Source organism: Cellulomonas sp. S1-8, assembly GCF_026184235.1.
Lineage (GTDB): Bacteria > Actinomycetota > Actinomycetes > Actinomycetales > Cellulomonadaceae > Cellulomonas.
In genome coordinates this window covers 3,007,967-3,027,628 of record NZ_CP110806.1, presented here as the reverse complement: position 1 = coordinate 3,027,628, position 19,662 = coordinate 3,007,967, and the positions used below count along the sequence as shown (strand labels likewise).

The window sequence follows — 19,662 nt, the reverse complement described above, 5'->3', positions numbered from 1 at the left end:
CGGGGGGCGGGGACGACGGACGTCCCTGCCCTCGCTGCGGCGTACAGAGGGAGCAGACAACGATGTCACAGGCGTGGAAGAAGAGCGCGATCGCGATGGTCGCCGCAGGTGCACTGGTCGGGTCCCTGGCGGCCTGCAGCACCGAGCGTGACGCGGGGTCGGAGAGCACCGAGGGTGCCGGCACCGTCGAGGAGACGCTCGTCGGCATCGCGATGCCGACCAAGAGCCTCGAGCGGTGGAACCGCGACGGCGCGCACCTCGAGGAGCTGCTGGGGGAGGCGGGCTTCGAGACGAGCCTGCAGTACGCCGACAACAAGGTCGACCAGCAGATCACCCAGCTCGAGAACATGATCAACCAGGGTGCGGACATCCTCGTCATCGCGTCGATCGACGGCACGGCGCTCGCCCCGACCCTCGAGCAGGCCGCCGAGGCCGGCATCACGGTCATCGCCTACGACCGCCTCATCAACGACACCCCGAACGTCGACTACTACGCGACGTTCGACAACTACGGCGTCGGGACCATGCAGGGCGAGTTCATCGCCGAGACGCTGGACCTCGCCGGCGGTGCCGGCCCGTTCAACCTCGAGCCGTTCGCCGGCTCGCCCGACGACAACAACGCGAAGTTCTTCTTCGCCGGTGCGTGGGACGTCCTGTCCGAGTACGTGGACAGCGGCCAGCTCGTCGTCCCGTCCGGCAAGGCCCCGGCGTCCAACGACGACTGGCAGTCCATCGGCGTGCAGGGCTGGAGCTCCGACACGGCCCAGTCCGAGATGGAGAACCGCCTGAACTCGTTCTACGCCGGCGGCACCAAGGTCGACGTCGTCCTGTCGCCCAACGACTCGCTCGCGCTGGGCATCGCCCAGGCGCTCGAGGGCAACGGCTACGCACCGGGCCCGGACTACCCGGTCCTCACCGGCCAGGACGCCGACCAGGCCAACGTGCTCAACATGATCGCGGGCAAGCAGTCGATGTCCGTCTGGAAGGACACCCGCACCCTCGGCGACCAGGTCGCCACGATGATCCAGCAGATCGTCGACGGCGAGACCGTCGAGGTCAACGACGAGGAGACCTACGACAACGGTGTGAAGGTCGTCCCGACCTACCTCCTGCCCCCGCAGGTCATCACGCCGGAGAACGTCGACGTGCTCACCGAGTCGGGCTTCTACGCCGCCGAGGACCTCGGCCTGTGACACCGAGCCGGCCGCGCGACCCCGGGTCGCGCGGCCGGCCCGTCCGGACCACCAGCGAGGACACATGGACACCGAGCACATCCTCGAGATGCGCGGCATCACCAAGACCTTCCCGGGCGTCAAGGCGCTCTCCGACGTCACGTTGTCGGTGCTCCGCGGCGAGATCCACGCGATCTGCGGCGAGAACGGCGCCGGCAAGTCGACGCTCATGAAGGTCCTGTCGGGCATCTACCCCCACGGCACCTACGAGGGCGACATCGTCCTCGACGGCCAGGTGCAGGAGTACCGCGGGATCCGCGACTCCGAGCGCCAGGGCGTCGTCATCATCCACCAGGAGCTCGCGCTCTCGCCCTACCTGTCGATCGCCGAGAACATCTTCCTCGGCAACGAGCGGGCGCAGCGTGGCGTCGTCGACTGGAACCGGACCAACGCCGAGGCGGCGCGCCTGCTGGCCCGCGTCGGTCTGGCCGAGCGCCCCGACACCCGCGTCGCCGACATCGGCGTCGGTAAGCAGCAGCTCGTCGAGATCGCCAAGGCCCTGTCGAAGGAGGTGCGCCTGCTCATCCTCGACGAGCCGACGGCCGCCCTCAACGACGAGGACAGCGCGCACCTGCTCGGCCTCATCCGGGGCCTGCGGGACGACGGCATCACCTCGATCATCATCAGCCACAAGCTCAACGAGATCGAGGCGATCGCGGACACCACGACGATCCTGCGTGACGGGCAGACGATCGAGTCGCTCGCCATGAACGGCGCGGAGCCCGTGACCGAGGAGCGCATCATCCGGGGCATGGTCGGCCGTCCTCTCGACCACCGGTTCCCCGAGCACACCTCGACCATCGGCGAGGAGGTGCTGCGCATCGAGGACTGGACCGTCCACCACCCGGTCGACCAGGCGCGCAAGGTCGTCGATCGGGCGAGCCTGACCGTGCACCGCGGCGAGATCGTGGGGCTCGCGGGCCTCATGGGCGCGGGTCGCACCGAGCTCGCGATGAGCGTGTTCGGGCGGTCGTACGGCACCCGCGTCTCGGGACGGCTGTTCCGCGACGGCAAGGAGGTCACGGTCGGCAACGTGCGGCAGGCCATCGCCCACGGCATCGCCTACGCCACCGAGGACCGCAAGCGGTTCGGCCTCAACCTCATCGACACGGTGCAGCACAACGTGTCGCTGGCCGCGCTCGGCAAGCTCTCCCGGTTCGGCGTGGTCGACCGTGAGACGGAGTCGACGGTCGCCGAGCAGTACCGCCAGGAGCTCAACATCAAGACGCCGACCGTCGCGGCGCTGGTGGGCAAGCTGTCCGGCGGCAACCAGCAGAAGGTCGTGCTCAGCAAGTGGATCTACACCGATCCCGACGTGCTGATCCTCGACGAGCCGACGCGCGGCATCGACGTCGGTGCGAAGTACGAGATCTACACGATCATCAACAGGCTCGCGGACGCGGGCAAGGGCGTGCTCGTCATCTCCTCCGAGCTGCCCGAGCTCCTCGGCGTCTGCGACCGCATCTACGCGCTCAGCCAGGGCCGCGTCACGGGCGAGGTGGCCCGCGCCGACGCGACCCAGGAGCACCTCATGCACTTCATGACGATGGACAAGGACGGGATCGCCCGATGAGCACCACGACCGACGCCAACGTGCCCTCGACGCCGCCGGGTGCGCCGCGCGTGCCGCTCGCGCAGCGGCTCCAGGGCCTGGGCGGCAACGCGCGCCAGTACGGCATCTTCGGTGCCCTGGTCGTCATCGTCCTGCTGTTCCAGGTGCTCACCGACGGCAAGCTGCTGCTCGCCAACAACGTCGCGGCCCTGTTCCAGCAGAACGCGCACATCATGGTGCTCGCCATCGGCATGCTCATGGTCATCGTCGCGGGTCACATCGACCTGTCCGTCGGCTCCGTCGTCGCGTTCGTCGGCGGCATCGTGGCCACGACCATGCGCGACTTCGACGCACCGTGGATCGTGGCGGTGCTCGTCGGCCTGGCGCTGGGCGCCCTCGTCGGCGCCTGGCAGGGGTTCTGGGTCGCCTACGTGGGCATCCCGGCGTTCATCGTGACGCTCGCGGGCATGCTCGTGTTCCGCGGGCTGGCCCTCGTGGTCGTCGGCGAGACGCTCGCGGGGCTGCCCTCCTCGTTCATCCGCATCTCCAAGGGCTCGCTGCCGCCCTGGCTCAACTACGTGAACGACATGGACGTCGTCACGCTGGTGATCGGCGCCCTGGCGATCGCGGCGATCGCGCTGAGCCAGCTGCGGGCGCGCAGCGCGCTGCGCAAGCACGACCTGCACGTCGAGGCGACCGGTCTGTTCATCGCGAAGATCGCGATGATCGCCCTGGGCATCGGCGTGCTCACCGTCATCCTGTCGTTCTCGGCCGGCGGCACGCCGATCGTCCTGGTCGTCGTCGGCGCCCTCGTCGTCGCCTACTCGTTCCTCATGGGCCGCACCGTCTTCGGTCGGCACATCTACGCGATCGGCGGCAACCGGGCTGCGGCGGCGCTGTCCGGCGTCAACACCCGCAAGGTCGACTTCTGGATCTTCGTCAACATGGGTCTGCTGGCCGGCGCCGCCGCGGTCTTCACCACGGCACGCGCCGGCGCGGCCATCGCGTCGGCGGGTCAGAACTACGAGCTCGACGCCATCGCGGCCTGCTTCATCGGCGGCGCCGCGGTCACCGGCGGCATCGGCCGGATCGCCGGCGCCATCGTCGGCGCGCTCATCATGGGCGTGCTCAACATGGGCCTGTCGATCCTGTCGGTCGACCCGTCGTGGCAGATGGCGATCAAGGGCATGGTCCTGCTGCTGGCCGTCGCGTTCGACCTGCTCAACAAGCGACGCGCGGGCACGCAGTAGGTCGCGGCGGCGCGGTGCGGCGCGTGAGCGCCGGGAGGTCGTCCCGGTGAGCCGGCGGGGGGCGGCGGCGGCGGGGTCGCAGACGGCCCTGCGCGAGGCCAACAAGGCGCTCGTGGTCGGGACGGTCCAGCGGTACGGCGGCCTGACCCAGGTCGAGCTCGCCGCTGCGACGGGCCTGTCCCAGGCGACGGTGTCGACGATCGTCCGCGAGCTGCTGGCGGCCGGCCTCGTCGACACGGCCGTCACGACGCGCAGCGGGCGGCGTGCCCAGCTGGTCACGCTCGCCCGCCGCGTCGGCCTGGCGGTCGGGGTGCACGTGGGGCACCGCCACCTGCGCGTCGTGCTGGGGGACTTCGCGCACGAGGTGGTGGCGGAGCAGCAGCTGCCGCTGCCGTACGAGCACCCGTCGGACACGACGCTGGACCGCGCCGCGCTGCTGGTCATGGAGCTGCTCGAGCGGATCGGGTCGGGGCTCGACGACGTGGTCGGCATCGGGGTCGGGGTCCCGGCACCGGTCGACGCGGACACGGGGATGATCTCGGTGCCCGGGCTGCTGCGCGGCTGGGAGGGGGAGCACCTGGGCCAGGTGCTCACCAAGCGGCTCGGCAGGCCCGTCCACGTCGACAACGACGCGAACCTGGGGGCGCTGGCCGAGGCGACGCTGGGGGCGGCCCGCGGCTACCGCGACGTGGTGTACGTGCGGGTGTCGTACGGCACCGGCGCCGGCATCGTCCTGGGTGGGCAGGTCCACCGCGGGTTCGCCGGGACGGCGGGCGAGATCGGGCACGTGCAGGTCGACCCGACCGGGCACATCTGCCGGTGCGGCTCGCGGGGGTGCCTCGACACGGTCGTGGGGGCGAACGCCCTGGTCGAGCCGCTGCGGGCGACGCACGGGTCGCTGGCGCTGCGGGACGTCGTGGCGCGCACGCGCGACGGGGACCCCGGGTTCGCGCGCGTGGTCGCGGACGCGGGTGCGGTGATCGGCTCGGTCGTCGCGGGTCTGGGCACGGCGGTGAACCCGCAGTGCGTGGTCGTGGGGGGAGAGCTGTCCGAGACGGGCGAGGTGCTGCTGGGTCCGCTGCGCGACGCGGTGCGCCGCCGCGTGCTGCTCAACCAGATCGCCCCGCTGGAGGTCGTGCCCGCGGCGCTGGGGCAGCGGGCCGAGGTGATGGGCGCGCTGGTGCTCGCACTGCGGGCGGCGGACGTGCCGGTGCGCGTCGAGCAGGAGGTGCCGCTCGAGGACGGGGACGACGGCCCGCAGGAGCAGGACGAGGGTTGACCACGGGAAGGCAGGGGGATTCACTGCACGTGACACGTGCGCGACGAGGAGCAGGTGGGTCCGGGCATGACTGACGCGACACGGGTGCCGTTGCTGTCGATGCGAGGCATCAGCAAGCGGTTCGGCGGCGTCGAGGCGCTCGCGGGCGTCGATCTGGACGTGCACCGCCACGAGGTGGTGGCGCTGGTCGGCGACAACGGCGCGGGCAAGTCGACGCTCGCCAAGATGGTGGCGGGCGTGCTGACGCCGGACACGGGGCTGGTCGAGATCGACGGTGTCCCGGTGAGCATCCCGACGCCCGCGGCCGCGCACGGGCTGGGCGTCGCCACGGTCTTCCAGGACCTCGCGCTGTGCGACAACCTGGACGTGACCTCGAACCTGTTCCTCGGGCGGGAGCTGCGCGACGCCCGCGGCGTACGCGACGACGAGCGCATGGAGCAGGTGGCGCGGCAGATCCTGCGCGACCTGACGAGCCGGATCCCGTCGGTGCGGATCCCGTTGTCGCACCTGTCGGCGGGGCAGCGGCAGTCGGTCGCCATCGCGCGGACCCTCATCGGGTCGCCGCGGCTGGTCGTGCTGGACGAGCCGACGGCGGCGCTGTCGGTCGCGCAGACCGCGGAGGTGCTGATGCACATCGAGGGGCTGCGGGACCTGGGACTCGGGGTCGTGCTCATCAGCCACAACCTGACGGACGTGCGGGCGGTCGCGGACCGCATCGAGGTGCTGCGCCACGGGCGCAACAACGGGTCGTTCGACGCGCGGACCACCGGGTACGAGCAGATCCTCGGCGCGATCACCGGCGCCGTGCGGCCGGGCGTGCCGCGCCGTCCGGCGACCGCGCCGTTCTGAGCGGTCGGGCCGCGGCGGCGGTCCTCGTGACTCCCCGGGGAGGCGCGCTGCGGCGCCCGGGGTGTGGTTGCGCTTCCACGTCGCTCGTCCGGTGGACGTCCCGCAGGTTGTGATGAGTTCGTAACCAAGAGAGTGCCCTCTCCAGTTGACTTCGGGTTCCGAACGTAAGCACAGTGGAGGCCACTGCACCGGGACGACGACGACGCCAGTCCCGGCCGACGCAGCCGGAACCTCCGGACGAAGGCGGCGCAGGGGCCGCCCTCGGACACCCGACTGGATTCGGGTCCGGAACCTCTCGACGACGAGAAGGAGCACACAAGATGCGACGCAAGATCACGATGGCGGCCACGGCCGGAGCGCTCGCGCTGAGCCTCGCCGCCTGCGGCGGCGGTGGCGCGGGCAGCACCGAGGGCGAGGAGGGCGCAGGCGGCGAGGTCGACGCGAGCGACATCACCGTCGGTGTCGCGATGCCCACCGAGACCTCCGAGCGGTGGATCGCCGACGGCAACGCCGTCAAGGACGGCCTCGAGGCCCTCGGCTACCAGGTCGACCTGCAGTACGCGGGCGATGACATCCCCACCCAGACGCAGCAGATCGACCAGATGATCACGAGCGGCGCCGACGTCCTCATCATCGCGTCGATCGACGGCACCGCCCTGACCAGCCAGCTCGAGAACGCGGCCGCGCAGGACATCCCGGTCATCGCCTACGACCGCCTGATCCGCGACAGCGAGAACGTCGACTTCTACGTCACGTTCGACAACTTCGCCGTCGGCGTCGCCCAGGGCACCGCGCTGCTGCGCGGCATGGGCATCCTCGACGCCGCCGGCACCCGCGTCGCGGACGCCGCCGGGCCGTTCAACATCGAGCTGTTCGCCGGCTCGCCCGACGACAACAACGCCGGGTTCTTCTTCGAGGGCGCCATGTCGGTCCTCCAGCCGCTCATCGACGACGGCACGCTCGTCGTCAAGTCGGGTCAGACGGACTTCGACACCGTCGCGACGCTGCGCTGGTCGCAGGAGGCCGCGCAGAGCCGCATGGAGAACCTGCTCACCTCGACGTACTCCGACGGCTCGATGCTCGCCGGCGTGCTGTCCCCGTTCGACGGCATCTCCCGCGGCATCATCACGGCGCTCCAGGGCGTCGGCATGGGCCCGGACATCGAGGCCGGGCTGCCGATCGTCACCGGGCAGGACGCCGAGATCGCGTCGGTGAAGCTCATCAACGACGGCGTCCAGTCGTCGACGATCTTCAAGGACACGCGCAAGCTCGCGGAGCAGTCGATCACGGTCGCGCAGGCGTTCATCGACGGCGAGGAGCCGGAGGCGAACGACACCGAGACGTACGACAACGGCATCAAGGTCGTCCCGTCCTACCTGCTGACCGTCGACACCGTGTTCGCGGAGGACATCGCACCGCTGCTCGTCGACTCGGAGTACTGGACCGCGGACGAGGTCGCCTCGGGCGTCGCGGAGTGATCACGCGCGCGGCCCGGCCGGTCACCCCGGCCGGGCCGCGCGCCCCCGCCCGACCACCCGACCACCAGTGAACGGAGGGGTCATGGACCACAGCGACATCCTCGAGATGCGGTCCATCACCAAGACCTTCCCGGGAGTCAAGGCCCTGCAGGACGTCAGCCTCACCGTGCGGCGTGGAGAGATCCACGCCATCTGCGGGGAGAACGGCGCCGGCAAGTCGACCCTCATGAAGGTCCTGTCCGGCGTGTACCCACACGGCACCTACGAGGGCGACATCGTCTTCGAGGGGAAGGAGGTCGAGTTCGGCTCGATCAACGACTCCGAGGAGCAGGGCATCGTCATCATCCACCAGGAGCTCGCGCTGGTGCCGCACCTGTCGGTCGCCGAGAACATCTTCCTCGGCAACGAGGTGCGCAGCACCGGGCCGCTGATCGACTGGAACAAGTCCAACTCCGAGGCGGCCAAGCTGCTCGCGCGCGTCGGGCTCGCCGAGAACCCGATCACCCACGTCTCCCAGCTCGGCGTCGGCAAGCAGCAGCTCATCGAGATCGCCAAGGCGCTGTCCAAGCAGGTCAAGCTGCTCATCCTCGACGAGCCGACCGCCGCGCTCAACGACAACGACTCCGAGCACCTGCTCGGCCTCCTGCGTCAGCTCAAGGAGCAGGGGATCACGTCGATCATCATCAGCCACAAGCTGAACGAGATCGCCGAGATCGCCGACCGCACCACGATCATCCGCGACGGGCGCACGATCGAGACGATCGACATGACCGACCCGGACTCCACCCAGGACCGCATCATCCGCGGCATGGTGGGTCGGGACCTCGAGCACCGGTTCCCCGAGCGCACCCCGCAGATCGGTGAGGAGGTGCTGCGCGTCGAGAACTGGACGGTGCGGCACCCGACGCAGGCCGACCGCGTCGTCATCGACAACGCGTCGTTCGACGTGCGCGCCGGTGAGGTCGTCGGGATCGCCGGCCTCATGGGCGCCGGGCGCACCGAGCTCGCGATGAGCATCTTCGGACGCTCGTACGGGCGCGGCATCACCGGCCGCATCTACAAGAACGGGCGGCAGATCCAGGTCCGCGACGTCGACGAGGCGATCGGGCACGGGCTGGCGTACGCCACCGAGGACCGCAAGCGGTACGGCCTGAACCTCATCGAGGACATCCGCCGCAACATCTCCGCCGCCGGGCTGCGCCGCCTCGCGAAGCGGGGCTGGGTCAACGGCAACGAGGAGATCAAGGTCGCGGAGCAGTACCGCGCGAGCCTCAACATCAAGGCGCCGACCGTCATGGCCGTCACCGGCAAGCTGTCCGGCGGCAACCAGCAGAAGGTCGTCCTCGCCAAGTGGCTCTACACCGAGCCCGACGTGCTGATCCTCGACGAGCCCACGCGCGGCATCGACGTCGGCGCGAAGTACGAGATCTACACCATCATCAACACGATGGTCGCGGCGGGGAAGGCGGTCGTCGTCATCTCCTCGGAGCTGCCCGAGCTGCTCGGCATCTGCGACCGCGTGTACACCCTGGCGTTCGGGCGCATCACCGGTGAGGTGCCCGTCGCACAGGCCACCCAGGAGCGGCTGATGGAGCTCATGACCATCGAGCGTGAGACAGCAAAGGACACGGCATCATGACGGCCATCGCCGGACTCCGCGAGATCGTGACGCGCAACCTGCGGCAGAGCGGCATCTTCATCGCCTTCGTCGCGATCGTCATCCTCTTCTCGTTCCTGAACTCGAACTTCCTGAGCCCGGGCAACCTGACGAACATCGTCCTGCAGTACTCCTACATCCTGATCCTGGCGATCGGCATGGTCATGGTGATCGTGCTGGGCCAGATCGACCTGTCCGTCGGGTCGGTGGTGGCGCTCACGGGCGCGGTGTCGGGCGTGCTGGTCATCCGCAACGGTGCGCCGTGGTGGGTGGGCGTGCTGGCAGCCCTCGCGGTCGGTGTGGTGGTCGGCATGTGGCAGGGGTTCTGGGTCGCCTACGTCGGCATCCCGGGCTTCATCGTCACGCTGGCGGGCATGCTGCTCTTCCGCGGGATGACCTACCGCGTGCTCGACAACGTGTCGCTCTCGCCGTTCGGGGGCACCTACTACGACATCGCCAACGGGTTCTCGACCAACGGCTGGTTCGGCGGGTACGGGGTCGACGCGTTCACGCTGGTCATCTTCGCGATCGCCGTCGCGGGCTTCGCCGTCGCGCAGTGGCGCACGCGCCGCGGGCGCCTGGCGTACCAGCAGACGGTCGAGTCGATGCCGCTGTTCATCGCGAAGATCGTGGTCATCGCGGCCGTGGTGATGTGGTTCGGCTACCAGCTGGCGCAGTACCGCGGCCTGCCGAACATCCTCATCCTGCTGGCCGTGCTCATCATGCTGTACGCCGTCATCACGCAGCGCTCGGTGTTCGGACGCCACATCTACGCCATCGGCGGCAACCTCAACGCCGCGCAGCTCTCGGGCGTGAAGGTCCGCGTCGTCACGTTCTGGACCTTCGTCAACATGGGCCTGCTCGCCGGCGTCGCCGGCGTCGTGTACTCCTCGCGCATGAACGGCGCCCAGCCGGGTGCCGGCAACATGTTCGAGCTGGACGCGATCGCCGCGGCGTTCATCGGCGGCGCGTCGACGACCGGCGGCGTGGGCCGCGTGACGGGCGCCATGACCGGCGCGCTGATCATGGCGGTCATGAGCAACGGCATGCAGCTCATGGGCGTCCCGCAGTCGGTGCAGCAGATGGTCAAGGGCCTCGTGCTGCTGCTGGCCGTCGCGTTCGACGTCTGGAACAAGCGGCGCGCCGAGGCACGCTGAGGCCTGGCGGGTCCGTGCCGGTCCACCGGCACGGACCCGCACGGGTGGTACGCCCCGCCCCTGCTGCGGGTCCGGGGTCCGGGGGGACGGCTCGGCGCTACCATCGCCGACGTGAGGGGACCGATGACCGGATCGCAGTCGTCCCTGCGGGGTGCGAACCGTGCGCTGGTCGTCGAGACGGTCAAGCGGTACGGCGGGCTGACGCAGGTCGAGCTCACGGGTGCCACCGGGCTGTCCCCGGCCACGGTGAGCTCGATCGTCAAGGAGCTGCTCGCCGCAGGTGTCGTCGACACCCGGTCCACCATCCGCACCGGGCGCCGCGCCCAGCTCGTCACCATCGCCCGACGCACCGGGCTCGCGGCGGGCATCGACGTCGGCCCGCGTCACCTGCGCGTCGCCCTCGCGGACGTCACACGGGAGATCGTCGCCGAGCAGAGCCTCCCGCTGCCCGCCGACCACCGCGCCGACACCACGCTCGACCGGGTCGCGCTGCTCGTGGTCGACCTGCTCGACCGGGTCGGCGCCTCGATGGACGAGCTCGTCGGGCTCGGCGTCGGCCTGCCCGCCCCGGTCGAGACGGGCACCGGCAGCGTCACGGTGCGCGGCCTGATGCGCGGGTGGGACGACACCTCCGTCGTGCACGTGCTCTCCAAGCGGCTGTCCCGGGTGGTGCTGGTGGACAACGAGGCGAACCTCGGCGCGCTCGCCGAGAGCCGCTTCGGCGCCGCCCGCGGCTACCAGGACGCGGTGTACGTGTCCGTCGGCGCCGGGACGGGGGCCGGGATCGTGCTCTCGGGGCACCTGCACCGCGGCTTCGGGGGCACCGCGGGGGAGATCGGCCACGTGCAGGTCGACCCGCAGGGACGTATCTGCCGGTGCGGGAGCCGCGGCTGCCTCGACACCGTCGTCGGCTACCCGGCGCTCGTCGAGCCCCTGGCGGTGAGCCACGGCACGCTCACGCTGCGCGACGTCGTGCAGCGTGCGCTCGAGGGCGACCCGGGCTGCCGGCAGGTCGTCGCCGACGCGGGCGCGGTGATCGGCGGGGTGGTCGCAGGGATGGCCATGGTGGTGAACCCGCAGTGCGTGGTCGTCGGCGGCGAGCTGGCCGAGACGGGCGACGTGCTGGTGCAGCCGATGCGTGAGGCGATCGCCCGGCGGGTGCCCCTCAACCAGGTGGTCTCGCTGGACGTCGTGCGCGGGGACCTGGGGCTGCGCGCGTCGGTGCTGGGCGCGGTGGCGCTGGTGCTGGAGGCGACGGACCAGGTGGGGTCGGTGCTCGACACCCCCGACCAGGTGGACGGGGCGGGCGGGTGAGCGGGTTTGACGCCCGTCGGCACGGGGGTTTGACTGTGCAGACCATGCGCGACGGAGGGCAGGTGGTCGAGACCGTGGGTGTCGGCGGACGGTTGCCTGTGCTGTCGGTGCAGCAGGTGTCGAAGAGGTTCGGTGCGGTCGAGGCGCTGCTGGGCGTCGACCTGGTCGTGCACCCGCACGAGGTGGTGGCGATCGTCGGCGACAACGGTGCCGGCAAGTCGACGCTGGCCAAGATCGTCTCCGGGGTCCTGCAGCCCGACAGCGGGCTGCTGGAGATCGGTGGCGAGCCCGTGACCCTCACCTCGCCCTCCGACGCGCACCAGGCCGGGGTCGCGACGGTGTTCCAGGACTACGCGCTGTGCGAGAACCTGGACGTGACCGCGAACCTGTTCCTGGGTCGTGAGCTGCGCGAGCACGCGCTCATGCGCGACGGCGAGATGGAGCAGGTCGCACGGCGCATCCTGCTGGACCTGACCAGTCGCATCCCCTCGGTCCGCACCCCGATCTCGCACCTGTCGGCCGGGCAGCGTCAGACGGTCGCGATCGCGCGCACGCTCATCGGGTCCCCTCGGCTCGTGGTCCTCGACGAGCCCACGGCGGCGCTGTCGGTCGCGCACACCGCCGAGGTGCTCACGCACATCGAGCGGCTGCGCGAGCTGGGTCTCGGCGTGGTCCTCATCAGCCACAACCTCAACGACGTGCGGGCCGTGTCGGACCGCATCGAGGTGCTGCGGCACGGACGCAACAACGGGTCGTTCGACGCCCGCAGCGTCACGCAGGAAGAGCTGCTCGCGGCGATCACGGGGGCCACCCAGGTGGCTCCCGCTCGCCCGCTGGGTGCAGTGGGCTGAGCGGGAGCCACCTGCGGCGACGCCGGGCGGGGGCGACCGGTGCGCGGCGGGGGTCCGGGCGTGGTGCGCGTCAGGCGGTGGCGGCGCTGCGCAGGCCGAGGCCCCCGAGCACGAAGCCGGTGCCGATGCCCACGAGCGTGAGGGCGACGCCGAACGCGATGACCGACGTGATGAGCGAGGCGCGCAGGAACGTGCCGGTCGCGACGGCGGCGCGCTGCGGGTCCTCGCGGTCCATCTCGGCGTAGGTCAGGCCACCGGTCATCTCCGAGAGATCGGCGCGGATGACCTCGGCCTGGGCCCAGGCGGCCCACGGGGTGACGACCGGCTGTCCGGCGAAGGCGGCGGCGTTCTCGGAGACCGTGATCTCCTCCTGCGCCAGGCCCTGGGCGATGCCCCCCATGGTGGCGATGCCGGCGACGGCCATGAGCAGGCCGAGCGCGGTGAGCAGCGTGCCGAGGAGACGGGTGCGGTGGGCGGTGCGGGGCGGGGTGGTGGGCGCGGCGGCGGTGTGGGCAGCGGCGGGTGCGACGTCGGCGGACATGGGTTCCCCTTTTGATCAGACGGCACGGTGCCGTGGCGGCACCGGTGTCCCCACGGTGGTGGGTGAATTCTCAAGGAGATAGCGGGCGAAACGATTTGTATGACATGGGTCACATTGCCCGCTCTGTCCCCGCGTGCCTCGTCAGGTCGACCAGGGGCGCGGACGCCGCTCCTGCGATCCTCGGCAGGAGCGGCGTCCGGCGGTCGAGCGCCGGTGCGTCGGGAGACGTCAGGCGTTGGTGCAGGTGGCGCCGTTGAGGGTCCACGACGAGGGTGCGGTGTTGGTGCCGGTGTGCGACCCGTTGAACCCGATCTGCACCGAGCCGCCCGCCGGGATCTGACCGTTCCACGGCGCGTTCGTCGCGGTGACCTGGCTGCCCGACTGGGTGACGTTGCTGCTCCACGCCTGCGTCACCGCCTGGCCGGACGGGAAGGACCAGCCCAGCGTCCACCCGTTGATCGACGAGCCCGACGTGTTGCGGATCGTGAGGTTGGCCGTGAAGCCGGTGTTCCACTGGTTCACCGAGTAGGTCACCGAGCAGGCGCCGGCAGGGGCGGTCGGGGTGGGCGTCGGCGTCGGCGTGGGAGTCGGCGTGGGAGTCGGCGTGGGCGTCGGTGTCGGCGTGGGAGTCGGCGTGGGCGTCGGTGTCGGCGTGGGAGTCGGCGTGGGAGTCGGTGTCGGGGTGGGAGTGGGCGTGGGGGTGGGAGTCGGCGTCGGCGTGGGCGTCGGGTTGACCTGGTCCAGGCCGAAGAACGCGATCGCGGCACCCGCGTCGACGGGCAGGTTGTGCGACGTCCCCTGCAGGCTGTTGGTCTCGAACGGCGCCTGCGTGCCCGTGCCGCCGTAGCGTGCCCGCGTGCGCGAGCCGATGGTCTCGGTCGAGGCCGGCGTCGCGCTGATCCCCATGACGTTCGTCCACTGCTTCGTGGACTCCGTGTGGTTCTGGAAGTTCAGTGTCTCGTCGTTCGTGCCGTGCCACAGCTGCACGCGCGGACGCTTGCCCGAGTACCCGGGGTACGTGGCGCGCGCGAGGTCGCCCCACTGCTGGGCCGACAGGATGCGGCGCCCTTGTGCGCAGTCGCTGTTCCAGCCGGCCTGGGCCGACGTGCCGGGCTTGGCGCCGCCGGTCGAGAAGCAGGTCGCGGGCACACCGGCGAACGCGGACCCGGCGGCGAACACGTCCGGGTACTCGGCGAGCACCAGCTGCGTCGTCATGGCGCCGGACGACGTGCCGGTGATGAACACGCGGGACGTGTTGGTCGAGTACCGCTGCTGCACGTGCCGGACCATCTGCACGATGCTCTGCGGGTCGCTGCCCCCGTCGCGCGTCATCGCGGCCGACGAGGAGACGTCGAAGCAGTTGCCGGGGCGGTTGGTGCTGGGGTAGATCACGATGTACCCGTGCTGGGAGGCGAGCTCGTCGAACTGCTGGCCGCTGTACATCGCCTGGGCGCTGCCGGTGCAGTAGTGCACGACCACGAGGACGCCGGGGTTGGCGGCGAGGCGGTCGGGCACGAACTGGTACATCCTCAGGCCGCCGGGGTTGGTGCCGAAGCCGGTCACCTCGACGAGCGAGGCGGCGTGCGCGGCGGGTGCGGTCGCGAGCTGTGCGGCGCCCGTCAGGCCGAGGGCGAGGGCGGCAGCCACCAGACCGGTGCGGACGGCGGAGCGGCGGGGTGCGCCGGTACGGAAAGGTCTCATCGCGGATGTCCTCCTGGCCCTGCCGGGACGCGACTGTGCGCCCGGAGCTGTCGACACGGCCGAGAACGTTTGTCAGGCCGTCACCCGAGCATGTTCCCCTCGCGCTCGCGCGCGCACGAGCCGAAACGATTTGCCAGCCGGGAGACGTCCTTCCAGGTCAGCGGAAGACGATGGTCCGGGTCCCGTCGAGCAGCACGCGGTGCTCGGCGTGCCAGCGGACCGCCCGCGCCAGCGCGCGGCGCTCGACGTCCTGGCCCAGCGCGACGAGGTGCTCGACGGCGTGGGTGTGGTCGACGCGCTCCACGTCCTGCTCGATGATCGGGCCCTCGTCGAGGTCGCCCGTCACGTAGTGCGCCGTCGCCCCGATGAGCTTGACCCCCCGCTGGTGGGCCTGCGCGTAGGGGCGCGCACCCTTGAACGACGGCAGGAACGAGTGGTGGATGTTGATGACGCGACCCTGCAGGCGCCGGCACAGGTCGTCGGACAGGATCTGCATGTAGCGCGCGAGGACCACGAGCTCGACGTCGAGCTCGGTGACGAGCTCCAGCAGGCGGTCCTCGGCGGCCGCCTTGGTCGCGGCCGTCACGGGGACGTGGTGGAACGGGATGTCGTAGAAGTCGGCCATGGGCCGCAGCACGTCGTGGTTCGACACGACCGCCACGAGGTCGACGGGCAGTCCCTCGGAGCGCTGGCGGAAGGCGAGGTCGTTGAGGCAGTGCGCCGTCGTCGACACCATGACCAGCGTCCGGATCGGGCGCCCCGCCACGTCGAGCTGCCACGACAGTGCGAACCGCTCCGCCAGCACTCCCAGGTCCTCGCGCAGGCGCGCGACCGGGACGTCGGTCGTGACCTGCACCCGCATGAAGAACAGACCCGACAGCGGGTCACCGAACTGCTGCGACTCCGTGATGTTGCCGCCGCGCTCGGCGAGCAGCCCGGCGACGGCCGCGACGATCCCGGGACGGTCGGGGCAGGACAGCGTCAGGACGAGGTGGGTCGGGTCGAGCGCCGATGTGGTGGACACGATGTCCGAGAGTAGTGCGCGGGCGCCGCAGGCTGTCACGATGGGGGCATGACCGCCCTCGACATCCGCCCGGTCACTGCCGACGACGCGGGTGAGCTCCTCACGCTGCGCCGCGCCGCCTTCGTCACCGAGGCCCAGCAGTACGGCGACCCGAACATCCCCCCGCTCACGCAGACGCTCAAGGAGCTCAAGGCCGACCTGGGCGCGGACGGCGTCATCACGCTCGGCGCCTGGTGGGGCCACCGCCTCGTCGGGTCGATCCGCGTGCTCGTCGAGGGGTCGCGGGCGACGCTCGGCCGGTTCGCCGTCGCCCCGGACCTGCAGGGCAAGGGCATCGGCACGGAGCTGCTGTCCGCGATCCTGCCGACGCTGCCCGACGGCATCGAGGAGGTCTGGGTGTTCACGGGCCGCGACTCGCTCCAGAACATCGCGCTGTACAACCGGGCCGGCTACGAGCACCAGCACGACCAGACGGCCGGCGACCTCACCTACGCGTACCTGCGCAAGCTCCTCGGCGACGGCGCGGCCCTCGAGGTCTGACGTTCCCACCACGATCCCGACGCCCCGCGACGCAACCTTCGCGGGGCGTCGGGCGTGTAGAGGGTGTGAGAACGAGGACGTCGCCACGGGCGACCGAGGGGGATGCCGTGCCGTCAGCAGCGTCCGGCCCCGTGACCGAGCCGCTGCTGCTGGTGCCGCCGCACGGTCGCGACCGCGACACCGAGTTCGCGGCGTTCATGGCGTCGGCGGCACCGGCGCTGGCCCGCACCGCGTGGCTGCTCTGCGGTGACGTGCACCAGGCCGACGAGCTGGTGCAGCAGGCGCTCGTGCGCACCTACCTGGCGTGGGACCGGGCGCGCGAGCGCGAGCCCCTCGCCTACGCCCGCCGCGTGCTGGCCAACCAGCGCGTCTCGACGTGGCGGCGACGGCGGCGCGAGGTGCTGGCGGCCCCCGACCGGCTGCCCGAGCGGGGCGTCGACGGCGGGCAGGCCGTGCACGACGACCGGGACCAGCTGGTCCGCGCCCTGGCGCTGCTCACGCCCCGGCAGCGGCGCGTCGTCGTGCTGCGTCACCTGGAGGGGCTGACCGAGAAGGAGGTGGCCGACGACCTCGGCATCTCGGTGGGGACGGTGAAGTCGACCGCCTCCCGTGCGCTGCGGCAGCTGCGCGAGGCGATGGGGGACCACGACGAGGACGCGCCACCGGCCGCCGGTGCGCGGGACGGAGGTGTGCGATGAGCACGACGGACGAGCAGTACGCGCAGACCCTGCGGGCCCGGGTCGAGGCGGTCGCGCCGAGCATCGACGTCGAGGTCGACCGCGTCGTCCCGCGCGCCCGACGTCGACGTGCGGTGGCGCGCGGCGGACTGACGGCGACCTCGCTGGTGCTGGTGCTCGGGGCCGGGTGGGGGGCGAGCTCCCTGCTCGGGGCGGCGCCGTCCCAGGTCGTCGTGCCGGCCCTCACCGCCACGGCGGACCCCGCACCCCCGCGGGTCGACGAGACTCCCGCACCCGAGCCCACGGTGCGGCCCACCGTCCCGGCGGTCGCCGTCGTCGCGGACGACGGCACCGTGACGGGCGTCCCGGGTGACCCGTGGGACGGCGACGAGCGGTACTGGTACCGACTGACCGAGTCCAGGCGGCTCGCGTCGATGGACGGCGTCGTGACTCTCGACGAGCCGGAGCGCATGGAGACGTGGAGCAGCCGCGAACGTCCGGGCCTCATGGTCTGGGACGGCGACCACGACGGAGCTGCTGCCAAGGGTCCGGCCGTCGTCCTGGGGAGCTGGGTCGTCGCGGGGCAGCAGTACGAGATGCTGGCCGATCCGCGCGTCCTGCCCACCGAGCCCGACGAGCTAGCCCAGGTGGTCCGCGACAGTCTCCAGCCGGACAGGGGATCGGGGTCGGACGACGACAAGGTGTACGAGCAGGTCCGCACCGCCCTGAGCGAGGGTGGGCTGTGGGGCGCGGAGCTGCGATCGGCGTTCTGGGGTGTGGCGGCGGCGCTCCCCGGCGTCGTGGTCGTGCAGGGGCAGGACGGCGCCGGGCGCACGGGTGAGGTGCTGCAATACACCGACTCGCGCGGGGTCGTGCACCAGCTCGTCCGTGAGCCGTCGACCGGTCTGCTCCTCGAGGAGAGCGGCCCGCAGGACGGCTCCTACATCCGCTACCTCGAGCAGCGACCGGTGGATGCCGTGCCCCTGGAGCCGACGCTCGGGCTCGCCGGGTGTGCGGCGTGGGCGACCTGCTGACCCATCTCCCCGTACTCGGGCTCGATGAGAGAGAGGTTTCCGGGTATGGAGTGCCCCGAGATCTCTCTCTCACGAGACCTGTGGGGGCGGGGGAGGAGGGTCCGGACGGCGGGCTGGCCGGCGAGCACCGCGGCGAGGACGGCGGCGACGCCCAGCGCCTGCAGCGCCGTGAGGCGCTCCCCGCCCAGGGCCAGCCCGACCGCCACCCCGGTCACGGGGTTGAGCAGCCCGACGAGCCCGACCGCGCTTGCGGGCAGGTGGCGCAGGGCGGTGAACCAGGCGACGTAGGCGAGCGCGGTCGCGACGAGGGACAGGAACGCGAGGCCCAGCCAGGCGCGGCCGTCGAGCGCCGGGGGAGCGCCCTCGACCAGCACGGCGGCGGGGACGAGCAGCAGCCCGCCGGCGACCAGCTGCCACGACGTCGTCGTGAGCACGTCGACGTCGTCCTTCCAGCGGGTCGCGAGCACGAAGCCGACGGACGACATGACCATGGCCGTGGCACCGGCGAGGACGCCGAGCGGGTCGAGGGCGACGCTGCCGGTGACGAGCATCGCGACGACGCCCGCCAGGCCGAGTCCCGCACCGGCCAGCGACGCCGCGCGGGGCCGCTGGCCCAGCAGCGGCCAGGCGACGAGCGCGAGCGCGATCGGCGAGACCGCCATCACGGTCGACGCGACCGACGTGGGCAGGCGCTGGGCGGCGATGTAGACGAGGACGAAGAACGCGCTCATGTTGAGCGTGCCGAGCACGAGGGACCGCCACCACCAGGCGCCGCGGGGTGCTCGGCGGGCGATCGCGAGCAGCACGAGCCCGGCGGGCAGCGCGCGCAGCACCGAGCCCCACAGCGGGTGGGACGCGGGCAGCGTGTGCGCGGTGACGAAGTAGGCGGCGCCCCAGGTGATCGGTGCGACGGCGGCGACGAGCGACCAGCGCCAGGTAGTTTCCACGGAAGACAGAATGTCTGACGTGGAAGATATATTCCTGGGGTGCCCGATCCCGACCCCCGGTCCCACCCGCGTCCCGACCGCCTCGACCTCGTCGGCGACGCGTGGCGGCGCGAGCGCCCCGACCTCGACGTCCGCCCGCTGCAGGTCGTCGGCCGTCTGCACCGCGTGGCCCACCACCTCACGGGCGAGCTCGTCGCCGTCTACGCGCAGCACGGGCTGACCGAGGGGGAGTTCGACGTCCTCGCCACGCTGCGCCGCGCCGGCCCGCCCTTCGAGCGCTCGCCGGGCGACCTCGCCGCGCACACCATCGTCACGAGCGGCGGCATGACCAAACGCATCGACCGCCTCGAGCGCGCCGGGCTCGTCACGCGCCGCATCAGCGAGGCCGACGCGCGGGCCCGCGTCGTCGCGCTGACGCCCCACGGCCGCGAGGTGATCGACGCCGCCTTCACCGACCACATGGCCAACGAGCGCCGCCTGCTCGACGCCCTCGACCCCGCCGACGCCCAGCTCCTCGAACGTGTCCTGCGCACGTGGCTCGCCGCGCTGGAGGACCCGCCCACGACCGCGTGACGTCCG

General features: G+C 71.5%; 18 protein-coding genes. 14 read left to right on the top strand and 4 right to left on the bottom strand.

The window, feature by feature from the left end:
* Nucleotides 1–62: 62 nt before the first annotated feature.
* The 10 genes from chvE (OKX07_RS13515) (at nt 63) to OKX07_RS13470 (ending at nt 12,619) form a co-directional block, all read left to right on the top strand.
* On the top strand, nt 63–1,193 hold the full coding sequence (gene chvE, locus OKX07_RS13515) for a multiple monosaccharide ABC transporter substrate-binding protein (RefSeq protein WP_265628582.1): 1,131 nt from the start codon (nt 63–65) through the stop codon (nt 1,191–1,193).
* Between the two features lie 64 nt (nt 1,194–1,257).
* The gene (mmsA, locus tag OKX07_RS13510; RefSeq protein ID WP_265628581.1) at nt 1,258–2,805 is read left to right on the top strand and encodes a multiple monosaccharide ABC transporter ATP-binding protein; all 1,548 of its coding nucleotides are present in this window, start codon (nt 1,258–1,260) and stop codon (nt 2,803–2,805) included.
* Nucleotides 2,802–4,034 (top strand): multiple monosaccharide ABC transporter permease, encoded by a 1,233-nt coding sequence (gene mmsB / locus OKX07_RS13505; protein WP_265628580.1) that lies wholly within the window; start codon nt 2,802–2,804, stop codon nt 4,032–4,034. The genes mmsA (OKX07_RS13510) and mmsB (OKX07_RS13505) overlap by 4 nt, the downstream gene beginning before the upstream one ends.
* A gap of 46 nt (nt 4,035–4,080) precedes the next feature.
* The gene (locus OKX07_RS13500) at nt 4,081–5,313 is read left to right on the top strand and encodes an ROK family transcriptional regulator (protein WP_265628579.1); all 1,233 of its coding nucleotides are present in this window, start codon (nt 4,081–4,083) and stop codon (nt 5,311–5,313) included.
* A gap of 66 nt (nt 5,314–5,379) precedes the next feature.
* Nucleotides 5,380–6,162: an ATP-binding cassette domain-containing protein gene (locus OKX07_RS13495; protein ID WP_265628578.1), complete on the top strand. Its 783-nt coding sequence runs from the start codon at nt 5,380–5,382 to the stop codon at nt 6,160–6,162.
* Nucleotides 6,163–6,482: 320 nt separating this feature from the next.
* Entirely contained in the window at nt 6,483–7,640 is a 1,158-nt protein-coding gene (gene chvE / locus OKX07_RS13490) for a multiple monosaccharide ABC transporter substrate-binding protein (protein ID WP_265628577.1), read from the top strand.
* A gap of 82 nt (nt 7,641–7,722) precedes the next feature.
* Nucleotides 7,723–9,279 (top strand): multiple monosaccharide ABC transporter ATP-binding protein, encoded by a 1,557-nt coding sequence (gene mmsA, locus OKX07_RS13485; protein WP_265628576.1) that lies wholly within the window; start codon nt 7,723–7,725, stop codon nt 9,277–9,279.
* Entirely contained in the window at nt 9,276–10,454 is a 1,179-nt protein-coding gene (gene mmsB / locus OKX07_RS13480) for a multiple monosaccharide ABC transporter permease (protein ID WP_265628575.1), read from the top strand. Before mmsA (OKX07_RS13485) ends, mmsB (OKX07_RS13480) begins: the two co-directional genes overlap by 4 nt.
* A gap of 123 nt (nt 10,455–10,577) precedes the next feature.
* Nucleotides 10,578–11,768 (top strand): ROK family transcriptional regulator, encoded by a 1,191-nt coding sequence (locus tag OKX07_RS13475; RefSeq protein ID WP_265631929.1) that lies wholly within the window; start codon nt 10,578–10,580, stop codon nt 11,766–11,768.
* A gap of 44 nt (nt 11,769–11,812) precedes the next feature.
* Entirely contained in the window at nt 11,813–12,619 is an 807-nt protein-coding gene (locus OKX07_RS13470) for an ATP-binding cassette domain-containing protein (RefSeq protein ID WP_416220789.1), read from the top strand.
* A gap of 70 nt (nt 12,620–12,689) precedes the next feature.
* Here OKX07_RS13470 and OKX07_RS13465 read toward each other — a convergent pair whose 3' ends face one another.
* The 3 genes from OKX07_RS13465 to purU form a co-directional block, all read right to left on the bottom strand.
* Entirely contained in the window at nt 12,690–13,160 is a 471-nt protein-coding gene (locus OKX07_RS13465; protein WP_265628573.1) for an aromatic ring-opening dioxygenase LigA, read from the bottom strand.
* A 228-nt stretch (nt 13,161–13,388) separates the two neighbouring features.
* The gene (locus OKX07_RS13460) at nt 13,389–14,861 is read right to left on the bottom strand and encodes a PHB depolymerase family esterase (protein ID WP_265628572.1); all 1,473 of its coding nucleotides are present in this window, start codon (nt 14,859–14,861) and stop codon (nt 13,389–13,391) included.
* Nucleotides 14,862–15,018: 157 nt separating this feature from the next.
* Nucleotides 15,019–15,885, bottom strand: coding sequence for a formyltetrahydrofolate deformylase (gene purU, locus OKX07_RS13455; RefSeq protein ID WP_265628571.1), 867 nt, complete (start codon nt 15,883–15,885; stop codon nt 15,019–15,021).
* A gap of 48 nt (nt 15,886–15,933) precedes the next feature.
* Here purU and OKX07_RS13450 point away from each other — a divergent pair, with 48 nt between their 5' ends.
* From OKX07_RS13450 to OKX07_RS13440, 3 genes are all read left to right on the top strand, one after another.
* Entirely contained in the window at nt 15,934–16,425 is a 492-nt protein-coding gene (locus OKX07_RS13450) for a GNAT family N-acetyltransferase (RefSeq protein WP_265628570.1), read from the top strand.
* A 131-nt stretch (nt 16,426–16,556) separates the two neighbouring features.
* Nucleotides 16,557–17,123: a SigE family RNA polymerase sigma factor gene (locus tag OKX07_RS13445; protein WP_265628569.1), complete on the top strand. Its 567-nt coding sequence runs from the start codon at nt 16,557–16,559 to the stop codon at nt 17,121–17,123.
* A complete protein-coding gene (locus OKX07_RS13440; RefSeq protein ID WP_265628568.1) occupies nt 17,120–18,136 on the top strand; it encodes a hypothetical protein in 1,017 nt (338 codons plus the stop codon). The genes OKX07_RS13445 and OKX07_RS13440 overlap by 4 nt, the downstream gene beginning before the upstream one ends.
* On the opposite strand, the gene OKX07_RS13435 is transcribed toward OKX07_RS13440, so the two are convergent.
* Nucleotides 18,052–19,083: a DMT family transporter gene (locus OKX07_RS13435; protein WP_265628567.1), complete on the bottom strand. Its 1,032-nt coding sequence runs from the start codon at nt 19,081–19,083 to the stop codon at nt 18,052–18,054. The genes OKX07_RS13440 and OKX07_RS13435 overlap by 85 nt on opposite strands.
* A gap of 39 nt (nt 19,084–19,122) precedes the next feature.
* On the opposite strand from OKX07_RS13435, the gene OKX07_RS13430 reads away from it, so the two are divergent.
* A complete protein-coding gene (locus OKX07_RS13430; protein ID WP_265628566.1) occupies nt 19,123–19,656 on the top strand; it encodes a MarR family winged helix-turn-helix transcriptional regulator in 534 nt (177 codons plus the stop codon).
* Nucleotides 19,657–19,662 lie beyond the last annotated feature (6 nt).